The organism is Terrimonas alba (assembly GCF_042434975.1).
GTDB lineage: Bacteria > Bacteroidota > Bacteroidia > Chitinophagales > Chitinophagaceae > Terrimonas_B > Terrimonas_B alba.
Genome location: NZ_JBHMQM010000012.1, coordinates 13,430 through 28,754, shown reverse-complemented (window position 1 = coordinate 28,754; position 15,325 = coordinate 13,430). Strand labels below are relative to the sequence as shown.

The 15,325-nt window shown below is 41.5% G+C and carries 9 protein-coding genes; 7 read left to right on the top strand and 2 right to left on the bottom strand.

Annotated features, from left to right (window positions below; translation table 11 throughout):
- Window positions 1-204 precede the first annotated feature (204 nt).
- Window positions 205-1,734 (bottom strand): glycoside hydrolase family 32 protein, encoded by a 1,530-nt coding sequence (locus tag ACFEL9_RS25790; RefSeq protein WP_385896199.1) that lies wholly within the window; start codon window positions 1,732-1,734, stop codon window positions 205-207.
- A gap of 272 nt (window positions 1,735-2,006) precedes the next feature.
- Entirely contained in the window at window positions 2,007-4,853 is a 2,847-nt protein-coding gene (locus tag ACFEL9_RS25785) for a hybrid sensor histidine kinase/response regulator transcription factor (RefSeq protein ID WP_385896203.1), read from the bottom strand.
- Window positions 4,854-5,104: 251 nt separating this feature from the next.
- On the opposite strand from ACFEL9_RS25785, the gene ACFEL9_RS25780 reads away from it, so the two are divergent.
- The 7 genes from ACFEL9_RS25780 to ACFEL9_RS25750 all read left to right on the top strand — a co-directional run bounded on the left by ACFEL9_RS25780 (window position 5,105) and on the right by ACFEL9_RS25750 (window position 15,195).
- Window positions 5,105-6,436 (top strand): sugar porter family MFS transporter, encoded by a 1,332-nt coding sequence (locus ACFEL9_RS25780; RefSeq protein WP_385896197.1) that lies wholly within the window; start codon window positions 5,105-5,107, stop codon window positions 6,434-6,436.
- 31 nt (window positions 6,437-6,467) lie between these two features.
- The gene (locus ACFEL9_RS25775) at window positions 6,468-7,376 is read left to right on the top strand and encodes a carbohydrate kinase family protein (RefSeq protein WP_385896194.1); all 909 of its coding nucleotides are present in this window, start codon (window positions 6,468-6,470) and stop codon (window positions 7,374-7,376) included.
- Between the two features lie 15 nt (window positions 7,377-7,391).
- Window positions 7,392-7,547 carry a hypothetical protein gene (locus tag ACFEL9_RS25770; protein WP_385896193.1) on the top strand — a complete coding sequence of 52 codons (156 nt, stop codon included), beginning with the start codon at window positions 7,392-7,394 and terminating at the stop codon, window positions 7,545-7,547.
- An 11-nt stretch (window positions 7,548-7,558) separates the two neighbouring features.
- Window positions 7,559-10,696, top strand: coding sequence for a SusC/RagA family TonB-linked outer membrane protein (locus ACFEL9_RS25765; protein WP_385896190.1), 3,138 nt, complete (start codon window positions 7,559-7,561; stop codon window positions 10,694-10,696).
- Between the two features lie 22 nt (window positions 10,697-10,718).
- Window positions 10,719-12,425 carry a RagB/SusD family nutrient uptake outer membrane protein gene (locus ACFEL9_RS25760; protein ID WP_385896187.1) on the top strand — a complete coding sequence of 569 codons (1,707 nt, stop codon included), beginning with the start codon at window positions 10,719-10,721 and terminating at the stop codon, window positions 12,423-12,425.
- A gap of 729 nt (window positions 12,426-13,154) precedes the next feature.
- Complete coding sequence (locus tag ACFEL9_RS25755) at window positions 13,155-14,711, top strand: glycoside hydrolase family 32 protein (RefSeq protein ID WP_385896184.1); 1,557 nt, start codon at window positions 13,155-13,157, stop codon at window positions 14,709-14,711.
- Between the two features lies 1 nt (window position 14,712).
- Window positions 14,713-15,195 carry a TlpA family protein disulfide reductase gene (locus ACFEL9_RS25750; protein ID WP_385896182.1) on the top strand — a complete coding sequence of 161 codons (483 nt, stop codon included), beginning with the start codon at window positions 14,713-14,715 and terminating at the stop codon, window positions 15,193-15,195.
- The last annotated feature ends 130 nt before the right edge of the window (window positions 15,196-15,325 follow it).

The following is a 15,325-nucleotide window of genomic DNA, read 5'->3' as shown; positions in this document are numbered from 1 at the left end:
AACTTTTATATCCTGACCCTATAAAACTGAAAAGAAAAAATCCTCAACTGTCGGATTAAATACTAACTATTACATGTTATTAATCCTGCCTGTTTGAGAAAGGCTCTGCGTGTAGACATGATATTTTGTTTATTTTTTTATAATTACCGGAAAAAATGATGCACCTAATGTTTTACAATATTGAATATTGGCATCACTTGTTTTCTACTCCCATATCCTTTCAATTGTTGAATAGCTCAATTCAGTGAACCTGATTTCACTTGTTGATTGAATAGCAACTTTATTCATCGGTTTATTGGAGAAAAAGATCTCAGTCATAACAGTAAGACCATTGTCTGTAAATAATTCTGATGAAGCCGCATCGATCAATAAAGTGACATCTGTATTTTTATTCGTTGACAGCCGCGGCGCTATATGCTTTTTCCCAAAACCGCTATCAAAACTCGTTTTACCAGTCTTGCTCCTGTCAATATAATACTGATTGGCTTGTTTATCATATCCTATCACCAACTCCTCACCCTGATCGTTGGATAGCACAATTGCATAATCTTCCAGTTGTTCACTTTTCAATTGAAGCAAAAACCGTCCATTAAAACTTTTCACCTTTACTGATAGATCAAAGATTCCATTGATGGCAACATCTTGCCACGATTGAGTGTTACTAACGATGTTGTTCAATTCTTTTACCGGTTCTGAGGACAGGTAAAAAGTATTGGCTATCGTTTTTAGTTTCAATTCCCGGGGAAAAGTATGTGCGCCCCGCCATGGTTGTGTAGGCACTTTGCCTGCATATTGCCAATTGCTCATCCATCCTGTGGCAATGACCCTGTTTTCAGCATTGGACCAGGTAACGCCGGCATAATTATCGGTACCATAATCTACCCAATGGGTTTCCGCTTGCTGGGTGCTAAAATTTTTGCCGTCAAAGTTTCCCACGAAATACTGGGTAGCCGAACCTCCATTAGGACCTCCCGGGTTTATACTGACCAGTAATACCCACTTTTTATTGTTCACATTTCCATCAGCCGGTAGTTCAAAAAGATCGGGACATTCCCACACGCCGCCATGAGCACCTATTCCTTTTCCAAATTCACTTTCTTTTGTCCAGTTTTTTAAGTTAGCAGATGACCAGAATTCTACATGATCCTGAACCGCCAATGACATGATCCATTTTTGGCTTGGCGTGTGCCACATTACTTTAGGGTCTCTGAAGTCATCGGGAACACTATCTCCTTCTTCATTTTTAATGATTGGATTCCCGCTGTATTTTGTCCATGTTCTTCCTTTATCGGTGCTGTATGCCAGGCTCTGTTGTTGTTTGGGGCTTGTGCTGGTATATATTGCTATCAATGCATTGGTTCCAAAACCGGCGGAATTGTTTTTGTCAACAACTGCACTGCCTGAGAAAATAAGACCCAGGCTGTCACCATCAGGCACAATTGTTTTAGGGTACTCTTTCCAGTGAACCAGGTCTGTCGAAATAGCATGGCCCCAGGACATATCGCTAAAAACTTTTTCATATTGATCGTGCTGGTAGAATAAATGGTACTCTCCATCCAAATAAACCAGCCCATTGGGATCATTCATCCAGTTCTTTTGCGGTGAATAATGAAATTGAGGCCGGTGCTCTTCCTGGTAAATTTGATTTTGTACGGGCTGTGTGCTTACTTTACAAGCAGCAAAAACCAGTGCCAGGCCCGCTGTAACTAATAGGGGCATCTTGTTCTTCTTCATAATAGCAAGAATTGTTTTTTAAAAATTTGAAAGAAGACAATTTACGGCTCTATAACTTTCTTCTATTTCAATTCTGTTTCATTTTCTTGCAAATTTGTAACTGGTTTAAAAAAAACGACGGAAGACTTGCTGCATTTAATAAATCAACTCTCTTAATTGGAATTAAACAATCATTTTAGTTGTGGTCTTGCATATTCGCTGGCTGAAGTAACGCAAGCCGGAAGTGTTTGCTGTGAATGAAACCAGGTTTGATCATTCAAAATAAAAAGACATTACGAAATCTCCTTTTTCTTCTCTTTAAATTCTGACGGCGTTACACCAAACTTTGATTTGAATACAGTAGAAAAGTATCCCTGCGATGAGAACCCGACCTTAGAAGCTACTTCTGAAATAGTGAGATCGCCGGATGACAAAAGAAACTTAGCTTTTTTCAATCGTACGGTCAGTATATAATCATTCACATTATAACCGATCAGCGCTTTTACCTTCCTGTACAATTGTACTCTTGAGATGCCTATCTTTTTACAAATGTCATCAACCGAAAATTCTTCGTTGGATAAATTGTTTTCAACAATAGCCGTAAATTCAGTTATAAACTTTTTGTCAATTTTATTGGCTGAATTGCTTTTTGCTTCGGTAGGCAGTTCACTTGTATAATGCTCCCTTAAAACTGCACGGTTCTTTAAAAGATTTTTGATCGTTTCTTCCAGGTATTCAAGGTTGAAAGGTTTTGTGATAAATGCATCCGCCTGCGATCTTATACCTTCAATCTGTTCTTCCATACTGTTTTTTGCGGTCAGCAGTATCACAGGAATGTGAGATGTTCTTATATCCTGTTTTAATGTTTCGGTAATAAACAAACCGTTTTGCCCCGGCAAGATAATATCGGAAATAATAAGGTCAGGAACTGTCTCGAATGCTTTTGCAATTCCTTTCTCACTATTCTCTGCTTCATGGATTTCATAGCTCTCGCCCAGTCTTCTTTTCAAAAATGTTCGCAGGTCATCATTGTCTTCAATAAGCAGTATGGAATATTCTCCCTTCGTTACTTCACTGCTTTCATCTTGCAGAGAAACCGGCTCCATATCTGTGGTATATATTTTAGTGTCTTCATACAAGGTTGTTGCCTGGGTGGTTTTTTCAGGAAGCATTTCATCCGGTTCAAGATGTGATTTGCCTATAGGCAAACTGATCTCAAACAAAGTGCCTTTTCCTTTTTTACTCTTTATAGTAATAGTGCCATGATGCAGTTGTATCAGTTCTTTTGACAAAGCAAGACCAAGCCCCGTGCCTTTAAATGTGCTGCTGTGTCCCTGGTAGAAAACATCAAAAGCATGTTCCACATCTTCAGGTGACATGCCTACGCCTGTATCTTCTACGTTGATAAGCCCAAACTTGCCATCCGCAGATCTGTCAATTGTAACATTGATACTTCCGTTTTCTTCCGTAAACTTAAAAGCATTGGAAAGCAAATTGAACAATACTTTGTCCAGCATGTTCACATCAAACCATAGATTCAGGTCTTTTGCTTTGCTGGTTATAGTAAAAGAAATGGATTTCTTTCTTGCAATATCACGGAAAGCATTAGTGATCTCTGTTACAAATGCGGTAATATTATTTTCTGAAGCGTTCAACTTCATTTTGCTTTCCTCGATCTTTCTGAAATCCATCAACTGATTGATGAGGCGCAAAAGGCGGATGGTATTTCGCTGAATAAAGTCAAGATTATTTTTTACCGTAAAATGCAGCCTGGGCGATGACAATGCATCTTCAAGCGGGCCAAGTATCAGCGTAAGAGGTGTTCTTAATTCATGAGAGATATTGGTAAAGAAATTAAACTTGGCGTCGGTGGCTTCTTTAACTTTTCCCATCAGTTCGATCAATTGGTTTCGCTGCCGGGCAATTTCTTCATTCTGAAATTCCAGCCTTTTATTGATCTTTCTATTTTCTTTTAGATAAAAATACAAGATGCCCCCGAATATCAATGCCAGTGCCAGTGATATGGAAACGGCAATGATAATATTGGATTGATTTTCGGTGATGGTTATTTGCTCATCAATTCTTTTTTGCCGTTTGTCTATGTCTTTTTCCTGTGCCAGCATTTTTTCATGCTGCAGCATCATGATCCTTACATTGGTTGAATCAATGATGGTAGTGGCCAGCGGGGTTTCCCTGGTAAAAGGTTTTTTTTCTAAGATATTCGCTGCTGTTATAATTGCTTCCTGCCCACCGGTAGGATACACAACAGTGGCCGCAAGAATTTTATCGGCAACCATGCCCATTCCCAGCGTATCAACGGGCAATCCATCAACGCCAATAATCTTGAAATTTTTTTCAACGCCTAATCGCTTGCAGACCTTATAAACAAAAGAAGCTACGAAATCGCTATGAGCAAAGATCAGATCAATATTATTATTGGCTGAAAGTGTCTGTTCCAGTTTTTTTTCATAATCGGGCAACTGGTCGTCAATTGCTTTAAGATAATTAATGCCTTTATTTTGGGAAATGATATCCATAAATCCCAGGTGCCTGTCCCTGAATGGCGAAGCACCTGGCAGTCCCATGACCTCAACAATATTGCCTTTTCCTTTTAATAGGGATACGGCATAACGTGCCGCATTTTGTCCCACTTCAAAATTGGAAGCGCCGATAAAGGCAGTGAATTTTTCGGAGTTGATCCTTCTATCAACTAAAACAACGGGGATACCGGCATCATATACTTTTTCCACAGCAGGTGTCAGCGGCTGCGCTTCGTTGGGCGATACGATCAGCAGGTCTATGCCTTCTTTTGCCAATTCTTCAATCTGCTTTACCTGTGTTTGGCTGTTTCCGCCGGCATGACGGTATAAAAAATCAATATCATCATGAAAAGACAATTCTCTTTTCATTTCAGCCAGCATGGTTTGTCTCCACAGATCGTTGTCAGTTTGCGAGACCCCTATCCGGAATTTTTTTGCTTTGCTGTCAGGCGTACAAGAAGCAAGCAATAAAGGAAGCAGTGGTAGAAAAAACAAGGCGCTTCTCAGGGGTCCAATGGTTTTCAAATAAACAAGCCTCGCTACAATCATAGCTGCAAGTTGAGGTATTTTTTTAAAACTCAATTTATAATAATGTATCATCTGTTTCAATTCTGTACCATTTCAAAGAAATCCATCGTTTTAAGGGCTGACGAAATGAAATTATTTCAGAAAAAGCTGTAACAATTTTTGAAAACAGCTTCAGCGCATATTCATTTTTTTACAATAAAACGATTGAGAATTAAGTACTTAATTTTTTTTACCAAAAAATACAAATTCAAACCATTTTGATACGATACTGAAAGGCATCAGGGCCTGTCGGCAACCATATTTGTCGCAGAAATTATTGCCATATGAATAGAAGAAATGTATTTCTTTGGTCCCTGGTCATTGCTCTCGGCGGCTTTCTCTTTGGATTTGATACAGCTGTTATCTCCGGTGCCGAACAATCAATACAGAAATACTGGACCCTTACAACCGTCGAACACGGCTTCACCGTTTCCATCGCTTTAATAGGAACAATCATCGGTGCTTTATTGGGGTCAGTACCCTCCGACAAACTGGGCCGCAAAAAGACACTTTATATTATTGCTTTCTTATACCTGGTCTCCTCATTGGGTACCGCGATGGCCAACGATTGGTATGTGTTTTTGGCCTTCCGCTTTTTGGGTGGCCTGGGAGTTGGCGCTTCATCGGTTACCGCACCTATTTATATTTCAGAAATTTCACCGGCGGAAAGACGGGGCAAACTCGTCGGCTTGTTCCAGTTCAATGTGGTGTTTGGCATCGTCGTCTCTTATTTTTCCAATTATCTTATCGGGCAAACAGGGGAAAACGCCTGGCGGTTGATGCTGGGGATACAAGCTGTTCCCGCCGCTGTTTTCTTTTTCCTGTTGCGATTTGTACCGGAGAGTCCCCGCTGGCTCATTATGAAAAAGGGCAAGGTGGAAGAGGCCCGTGAAATATTTAAGATTATCAACCCGGCTACCGCTGATAAAATAATCACTGAAATAGAAACTACAGACAAAGAAGAAAAAGCAATACTTCAAAAAGATCCGCTGTTTTCTAAACGATATAAAACCCCTGTGATGCTGGCCATCCTGTTTGCAGTATTCAACCAGGTATCGGGTATCAATGCCATCATTTATTATTCACCCCGCATTTTTGAAATGACGGGACTTGGTGAAAGTTCATCCTTATTATCAACGGCCGGGCTGGGATTGATCAACTTTACATTCACGTTGCTGGCCATGAATTTTATCGATCGAATCGGCAGAAGAACACTGATGCTGATCGGTTCGCTGGGATTGATCTTTACGCTGGCGATGGTTTCCTGGTCTTTTTATGCCGAAAGTTTTAACGGCTTTGTTGTCCCGGTGTTCTTATTTATTTATATCGCCTTTTTTGCTTTCTCGCAAGGCGCCGTCATTTGGGTTTTCATTTCAGAAATATTTCCCAACCAGGTAAGGGCCAAAGGCCAAACATTGGGAAGCACGACCCATTGGGTCATGGCAGCGGCTATTGCTTTTTCCTTTCCCTGGCTCGCCGAAAAAGCCGGCGGTGGCCACACTTTTCTTTTCTTCTGTATCATGATGTGCATCCAGTTAATTTTTGTGTGGAAGATAATGCCGGAGACAAAAGGTAAATCGCTGGAGCAGATCGAACACACGTTGGTGCTGCATTAAACAGATTTAGTTAAAAACAAAAACGTTTGATATGACCGATGCAAAAAAAATAGTTTGTTTTGGTGAAATCTTATGGGACATACTTCCTGCAGGAGCCGTGCCCGGCGGTGCTCCAATGAATGTGGCCTATCATCTTCGCAAACTGGGACTGGATCCGGGCATTGTCACCCGTGTAGGCATTGATGAGCGGGGTAAAAAACTAATTGACCTGTTGAATGAAAATGGTATAGCCACGGATCATATTCAACTGGACTATGACATTCCAACAGGTATTGTCAACGCTACCGCTAATGAACATGGCGAAATGCAATATGATATTGTGGCACCGGCAGCCTGGGATTTTATTGCGCTGGATGACGATACCGTTAAATTGGTAAAAAGCGCCAGTCACTTCGTTTTTGGCAGTCTTGTCAACCGAAACACCACTTCCCGAAATACGCTGTTTTCATTATTAGAAACTGCGCAGCAAAAAGTGCTTGACATTAACCTGCGTCCGCCGCATTTTAATCGCCACCTGGTGGAAGATCTGTTAAGCAGGGCCGATATCATAAAAATGAATAGTGCGGAGCTGGAACTGATCACCGGCTGGTTTACCAGGTATAAAACGATGACTGACCGCATCGCCATCATACAGGATAGATTCAAAGTGCCCCAAATTATTGTTACGATGGGCGGCGATGGCGCTATGGTAAATATAGAAGGTGAGCTCTATGGACACCCGGGCTATGTGGTCGATGTGGCTGATACTATCGGAAGTGGTGATTCATTTCTCGCTGCTTTTCTTTTCAGACAATTAAATAATTCCGGGCCCAAAGAGTCGCTGGCCTTTGCCAGTGCCCTGGGTGCATTGGTCACATCAAAAACCGGTGGCTGGCCCGCTTACGAAATAACTGATATACAAAAACTCGCTGCTTCACGAAGCGCTGTAATCATTCAATAACTAAAACTGCTGTCAATGAAAAAGAACAATGCTGCCTATGCAGATCTTTTGTCGGTTGATCCGGTTGATCCCGGTTCTTCTCTCATGCCTTCATCTGCCGTCACGCGGCGGGATGATGATGCACTCTTATTTATCCTAAACATGAACGTTCCTAATTTTTTAAACTTTTAAAAATTGCCATTATGAGAAGACTGCTTTTCTTGTTTCCGTTGCTGTTGCTGGCAATCATTTCATTTGCACAGCAAAAAACCATTACCGGTACAGTCACAGCAAAATCAGATAAAACACCATTGCCGGGTGTTTCTGTTCAATCAAAAAATAAAACGGTGTTGACAGATGTAATGGGAAAATTTTCCATTGAAGCGGCGCCGGGTGATGATCTCACGTTGACATCTGTAGGAAGAAAGCCTGTTACACTCAAAGTAACCGGCGACAACCTGAGCTTCGCTGTTGAGATGGAAGAAGGTGTCAAGGAGGAAGAAATTGTAGTAGTTACCGGTTACACGGCACAGCGTAAAAAAGATTTGACCGGTGCGGTAGCCGTTGTGGATCTTGCACCCATTAAGAATAACAGTTCGGGCAACACGATGCAGGCCCTGCAAGGAAGAGTGGCAGGTTTGTACATTGAAAAAAATGGTGGTTCGCCCAATGGTAGTAATTCAAGGATACTGATAAGAGGATCGAATACATTGGGTGTAAATGATCCGCTTTATATCATTGATGGAATACCAACCACAAGGCCTGAAGTATTTCAAAACTTAGATCCTGCAGTGATTGCATCAGTGCAGGTGTTAAAAGATGCGTCTGCGGCTTCTGTATATGGCGCCCGTGCATCAAATGGTGTTATTATCGTTACTACTAAAAATGGCGGTAATACAGATGGAAAAGTAAACTTTCAATTTAACTCCAGTGTTTCTGCTCAGTCAGAAAAAGCATCCCGTTTTGATATGCTGAATTCTGTTGACAGGGGTAAAGCTTTGTGGCAGGCTTCAGTGAATGACAAGCAGGACCCTGCAGGTGCTTATGGTGAAATTTATGATTTCAACTGGAACAATGATTTTGACAATCCTGTGTTGAACTCGGTAACGGTGAAACCATTTGTTGGTGGCGATCAAAATACCCCCGCAGGTAATACCGACTGGCAGGATGTAATGTATAAAACAGGTTTGGTAACCAATAACAGTTTAACTGCTTCGGCCGGTAACCGGAATTCATCACTGGAAGTAAATCTCGGTTATTATAAAAATACGGGCATGTTGCGTTACACCGGTTATGAAAGAATGAGCGGAAGCATCAATGCTATTACAAGAGGGTTTAATAACAAAGCTACATTTGGTGTAAACATCCGTGTTGCCAACTCGAATGAAACATTGGTATCAAGAGATATTGGTGGTGCATCCACTACAGGGTTAGCCGTTACATTGGCGCCAACGATTCCTGTTTATCAAAAAGACGGTGTGACCTTTGCAGGTGCTTCCGGTGCCGGTTATTCCGACAGGAATAACCCTTTGCACATGCAATACTTGTCAAGATGGGATAACGCCAACCGCTTGTCTTCTTTTGGTAGTGCGTTTGTAGAAATACAACCCATCCGCAATTTGTTTTTCAAATCAACGCTGGGTGCTGATTATGCTACTTACCTGAACAAAACAATTCTGCCAACATTTAACGAAGGTGCGTTTAACCGGACAACCAATAGTTTGACCCTGGATGAAAACAGATATTTGAGTTATACTTTTTCCAACACGGTTCGCTACAACTGGGATTTGAACAGCGACAATAATTTCAAATTCCTTGCCGGTACAGAGTATATCAAAACAGATCTTGACTATAAAAACACCAGGAAAGAGGGCTTTACTATTCAAACGGAAGAATATTTTACCTTAAGTGCCGGCACAGGTAATACCAAAGTTGTCGGTGGTTCAACTGGTAACCGTTTGTTCTCCTTGTTTGGTCGTATTGACTATAACCACGATGACAGATACCTTGCATCAGTAACACTTCGCCGGGATGGTTCTTCCCGTTTTGGCGAAGACAATCGTTATGGCTTTTTCCCAGCCGCTTCTGTTGGTTGGAGAATAGACCGGGAATCTTTTATGTTGGATAGTAAACTGTTTACTGAATTAAAACTAAGAGCCGGTATTGGTCGTGTGGGTAACCAACAGATTGGTGACCTGAGCCGCTTTGGTTTGTTTGACACAAGATATGGAACAGCTTTGTCCGATTTGGTAGGCGGGTTCTGGGAGCAATACATGAATATCGGAACAGCTTATGCATTGGCTGGTGGGAATACCGGTATACTGCCATCAGGTTTTGTTCAAACACAAGCAGCGAACTCAAGGTTGAAATGGGAAACCACTGATGAAGTGAATGCAGGTGTTGATTTCGCTTTAATGAAAAATAAAATTTTCGGCTCATTCGATTATTTTTCAAGAAAGACAACAGGCATTCTTATTACACCACCCATCGCATCTGCATTAGGTGAAGGACAACAGAAGACAGTGAATGGCGCATCCAAAACCAACAGGGGTTGGGAATTGGTGCTGGGCTATCGCGGTGAAAGAATTGGCGATTTTGCTTACAACGTGCAATTAAACTTTGCTCATTTCAGGGATAAGATCACAGAGTTGCCGGAGGCAGTACGTCCTGCATACCCGGGTAATTTGGTTAATACCATTATCGGTCATTCACAATTTGACATCTTCGGGTACAAGACTGCTGGATTGTTCCAATCACAAAGTGAAGTAGATGGCGCTCCTACACAGATCGGCGCTGGTCCCGGCAGGATCCGTTATGTTGATATTAATAACGACAAAGTGATCAATGACCTCGATCGCACCTGGATCGGTACCACACTTCCGGCTTTGGAATATGGTATCAGGATAGATGCTAATTATAAAAAGTTTGACCTGTCCATATTCGGTTCGGGTGTGGCAGGCAGGGAAGGATTTGATGTGTATACTGTTTTCAATAACCTGATGAAAAGTAGAGAGAATGTTGGACCTGGTGTATTCGATGGATGGACGCCTACTCATACCAATACTAAAGTGCCTGCATTAACCTTAAAGGATAATAACAATGAGGGCCGCACATCCGACTATTTCATGGTAAGCACTTCGTATTTCAAAATGAGAAATATTCAATTGGGCTATAGCCTGGAGAAGAAATCTGTTTTCTCAAGACTGCGTTTCTTTTTAATGGCAGAAAATTTATTCTGGTTTAAGAGTAAAGATCATTTAAGCCCCGACCCGGAAAGAATAGACCTGGGGCCGATACCCGTACCTAAGATTTACACTTTTGGTATTAACGCATCATTTTAAGTAAATCAAAAAAGTAATCAAAATGCAAAAGAAAAATATAATTGCTGTCATAGCTTCAGGAATGCTGTTGGTCAGTTCCTGTAAAAAACAACTGGACTATATACCAACTGGTGTATTATCCTCCGCAGACCTCACTTCTCCCTCTGCGATAGAAGGTCTTGTGACTGCTGCCTATTCCGGTATCGGTAATGGAGATATGATCGGTCCTATTTATAGCAACTGGGCCTATGGAAGTGTTCGTTCAGACGATGCTTATAAAGGCGGTGGCGGTACTGGTGATGTGGGTGAGATTGATGCGATGGAACATTACAATCTTGTTCAGCCGACCATGGACGCTTTTGTGTCGCGGACCTGGAAGAATCTGTTCAAATCCATTTCACGGGCCAATGTAGCATTGCGTGCTGTGAATGCATTGGCGGATGCAGACTTTCCGCAAAAAAAATCAAGGGTGGCTGAATTAAAATTTCTCCGGGCACACAGTTATTTCACCATGAAATTGTTGTACAAGAACATTCCCATCTTTGATGAGAATGCAACCGAGGAAGAAATTCTGAAAGTATCAAACGATCTGCCCAATGATGAATCATGGAATAAGATAGCTGCCGATTTTCAATATGCTATTGATAATTTACCGGAAACCCAGGCACAACTGGGCAGACCCAATAAATACGCCGCCCAGGCTTACCTGGCAAAATTGAGATTGTTCCAGGCCTATGAACAAAATGCAACACACCAGGTTGTCAGTATCAATCAAACAAGATTGCAGGAAGTAGTTGACTTAACTCAGTCAGTTATTGCATCCGGTAAATATTCATTAAGCGCCGATATCGCTGATAACTTTTTGCCCGAAACCGAAAATGGTCCTGAATCAATATTTGCCATCCAGTTTACCATTAACGATGGTACTACATCCGGTCGATTGAATTATGAAGATGGATTGAACTACCCACATGGTGCGCCGCAATATGGTTGCTGTGGTTTTCATGCCGGTAGTCAAAACCTGGTGAATGCACACACCACAGATGCCAACGGTTTGCCCAACTTTACCACATTCAATAATGGCATTGCTGATTTAAAAACCGCTACGGTGGATGTGAGGCTGGATCATACTGTGGGCATTGACGGACACGTGTACAAGTATGATAACACAAAATTGTTCAGCAATAGCTGGGTACGTGATCCGGGTGTGTATGGCAATTTTCATACAATGCGTAATCAGCAACTTGCCAATAGCTCATCCTATTTCAAAAACGGGCCATTTATGGGCGTCGCCAAAAACTATGATATTATTCGTTACGACGAAGTATTGTTGATGCAGGCAGAAGCCTATATCGAGTTGGGTCAACAAGATAAAGCATTGCCATTGATCAACCAGGTAAGAGCAAGGGCAGCAGCGAGCACCAGCAAGCTGAAAAAATTAGATGGCACATTTGCCTCCAAATATAATGTACAGCCTTATCCCGCTGCTGGTTGGACACAGGCTTATGCCCGCCAGGCATTGCAATGGGAGAGAAGATTGGAGTTTGCAACAGAAGGTCACCGCTTTTTTGACCTAGTAAGATGGGGCATTGCTGCGCCTACTTTAAATGCCTATATCGCTGTTGAAAAAAACAGGAGGTCCTTTTTGGCAACAGCTGTTTTCACAGCGGGGAGAGATGAATACCTGCCGATTCCGCAATCTGAGATTACGTTTACAAATGGATTGTATAAACAAAACCCCGGGTACTAGGCTATTAGGTGTGATGAAAAAATAATGGCAATTCTTATTTTGGAGATGCGGGAAAGATGGTTTTGGGTATTCTGACCAGGAAAGTTCTTAAAACAACATTCGGTTTATATCACCTGACCTTAGTAGAAAAAATTATTTGAATGAATGATCCTTATTACTTTATTGATCGAAGGAGACTATCAATTTTGCGCAGTCTTTTAGAAATCGGATTAAAATAATGTAATAAGGTTGGCGGTTTATGAATCATTTTTCTACTAAGGTTTGGTGGTGTTGTTGAGTAGGAAAAACCAAAATAAGCTTTTGATAGCCCTGCATTTCAAAAAAGGGATCAACCAACATAGCAACTAAGTAATCTTTTGAGGCGTCGGAAAAAATATTTGCTTTAGGTAGTTAGATTAAGTTGGCTTTCAAAGCAACATCGATTTGCATCACCTAAACCTTAGTAGGAAAAAAGTTACTTGAATGAATGAACCTTATTACCTTATTGGTCGAAAGAGATTAGCAATTCTGCACAGTTTTTGAGAAATCGGATTAAAATAATGTAATAAGGTTGGTGATTTATGAATCATTTTTCTATTAAGGTTTGGTGCAGTTGCCTGTAGTAAGATAAAAAATAAAATAAGCCCTGGACAGCCTGCACTTCAGAATATGAATCAATCAACATCCGGTGCATAGATATTGGTCTTTAGATGCATAGATATAACTGTAGTTGAGTTAAACAAGAGAATCATGAAAATTTTATCTGTTAATACTATAAGCATAAGCGGGATGAAATCGTTTTTGTACTATGTGCTGATCAGTTTCCTAATTGCCTCCTGCGGTGCTGTAAAAAATGTGCCCGACAGCGAATACCAGGAACAACACCGTCCGCAGGTTCACTTCTCGCCCAAATCAAAATGGATGAATGATCCCAATGGTATGGTGTACCACAACGGGGTGTATCATTTGTTTTACCAACATTATCCTGATAGCACGATATGGGGTCCTATGCACTGGGCGCATGCAACCAGCAAGGACCTGGTTCATTGGCAGCATCAGCCAATAGCTTTATATCCTGATAGTTTGGGTTATATTTTTTCCGGAAGTGCCGTTATGGATGTCAACAACACGTCTGGTTTTGGTGAAGATGGCAAGCCCCCGATGATCGCCATCTTTACTCATCATGATCCGAAAGGCGAAAAGAATGGCAGCATTGTTTTTCAAAATCAAAGTATCGCTTATAGTTTGGATGAGGGACAAACATGGACCAAGTATGACGGTAACCCTGTTGTAAAAAATCCAGGTATCCGTGATTTTCGTGACCCTAAAGTGAGCTGGTACGAAGAAGGAAAAAAATGGATCATGACATTGGCTACACTTGATCATATCACTTTTTATTCCTCGAAGGATTTAAAAAACTGGACAAAGGAAAGTGAATTCGGAAAAGAGTTTGGTGCGCATGGTGGCGTATGGGAATGTCCTGATTTGTTTGCATTAGATTATAATGGAGAAAAAATTTGGGTATTGCTGGTGAGCATTAACCCCGGCGGACCCAATGGCGGATCGGCTACACAATACTTCACCGGCCGTTTTGATGGCAACACGTTTACGCCCTTTCAAACAGATACCAGATGGATTGACTACGGCACAGATAATTATGCCGGCATCACCTGGTCGAATACGGGTAATAGAAGAATATTTATCGGCTGGATGAACAACTGGCAATACGCTAACATTGCGCCCACCCAACAATGGCGCGGTGCAGCTACCATTGCCCGCGATCTGCATCTCGAAAAGATCGGTGAAAAATATTTTGTCAGCTCCCGACCCGTGAAGGAACTGGAAGCGATACAAAACAACTCTGTGATGTTGCAGAATATTGCTGCCACTAATTATGACCTGGTTGCTAAAACAGGTAAGCCGAATGGACCTTATCAACTATCGCTAAGCTCGGACGCTATTAAATCATACAGCATTCAATTTTCCAATGAAGCCGGTGAAAAATTAATAGTAGGTTATGACAAGGCGGCCAATAATTATTATATCGATCGTACACAATCGGGTATTGTTTCGTTTGAAAAGGGATTTGCTGCCAAACATGTGGCGCCACGACTGGCGGCCGGTGATAAAACCGATCTCACACTGTTGCTGGACAATGCCTCTGTCGAATTGTTTGCCGATAATGGTCTCACCGTGATGACGGATATATTTTTTCCTAACGAACCGTATACAAAAATTCAAATTCAAAGCGATGGCATGGTGGTAAAAGAACTGAACTACGGGCCGTTAAAATCAATCTGGAAATAATATGAAAAATATATTGAGCTTATTAATAGTGATCGGTTGTTCCATTACAAGTTGGACACAGGAACCGAGTAAAAGCATTCCGGCCTTCCAGTTTGCGACGCTGGATGGTGCGGTGTTCAACCCAACTAATTTGACGGCTGGTAAAATGTCTTTCTTTGTTTTTGTGGACACGGATTGCGATCATTGCCAGCATGCCATGCAATACATCAACCTGCATCACCAGGAATTTAAGAAAGCGGCCGTTTACCTGGTGTCGATGGCCAACCCGGCAAGGATCAATGAATTTATGAGCAGGTATGGAAAAAACCTGGTCAATCAAAAACATGTGGTGTTGCTGCAGGATACCCGCTATGATTTTATCAGTAAGTTCAAGCCACAGAAATATCCCGGGATGTTTTTATACTCGGCGGATAAAAAGTTGTTGTTATACGGGGATGATGAAAAGAAGATAGATCAGTTTTCAAAGAGGATTAAGGCGGGGTGAGGAGTATGATCAACACATGATGCATTGATTTTAATAAGATGCTTTATAAGGCTCCTGGCATTTATCAGGCTTCACATCACACATAATCGCTATCTCTTTTGTATGACATATTGCTCTCACTGATGCAAGC

Bases quoted from the DNA above. Each gene is read 5' to 3' on its own strand.
- ACFEL9_RS25775 (WP_385896194.1), top strand. From the start codon at position 6,468: ATGACCGATGCAAAAAAAATAGTTTGTTTTGGTGAAATCTTATGGGAC.
- ACFEL9_RS25785 (WP_385896203.1), bottom strand. From the start codon at position 4,853: ATGATACATTATTATAAATTGAGTTTTAAAAAAATACCTCAACTTGCA.
- ACFEL9_RS25780 (WP_385896197.1), top strand. From the start codon at position 5,105: ATGAATAGAAGAAATGTATTTCTTTGGTCCCTGGTCATTGCTCTCGGC.
- ACFEL9_RS25760 (WP_385896187.1), top strand. From the start codon at position 10,719: ATGCAAAAGAAAAATATAATTGCTGTCATAGCTTCAGGAATGCTGTTG.
- ACFEL9_RS25755 (WP_385896184.1), top strand. From the start codon at position 13,155: ATGAAAATTTTATCTGTTAATACTATAAGCATAAGCGGGATGAAATCG.
- ACFEL9_RS25770 (WP_385896193.1), top strand. From the start codon at position 7,392: ATGAAAAAGAACAATGCTGCCTATGCAGATCTTTTGTCGGTTGATCCG.
- ACFEL9_RS25765 (WP_385896190.1), top strand. From the start codon at position 7,559: ATGAGAAGACTGCTTTTCTTGTTTCCGTTGCTGTTGCTGGCAATCATT.
- ACFEL9_RS25750 (WP_385896182.1), top strand. From the start codon at position 14,713: ATGAAAAATATATTGAGCTTATTAATAGTGATCGGTTGTTCCATTACA.
- ACFEL9_RS25790 (WP_385896199.1), bottom strand. From the start codon at position 1,734: ATGAAGAAGAACAAGATGCCCCTATTAGTTACAGCGGGCCTGGCACTG.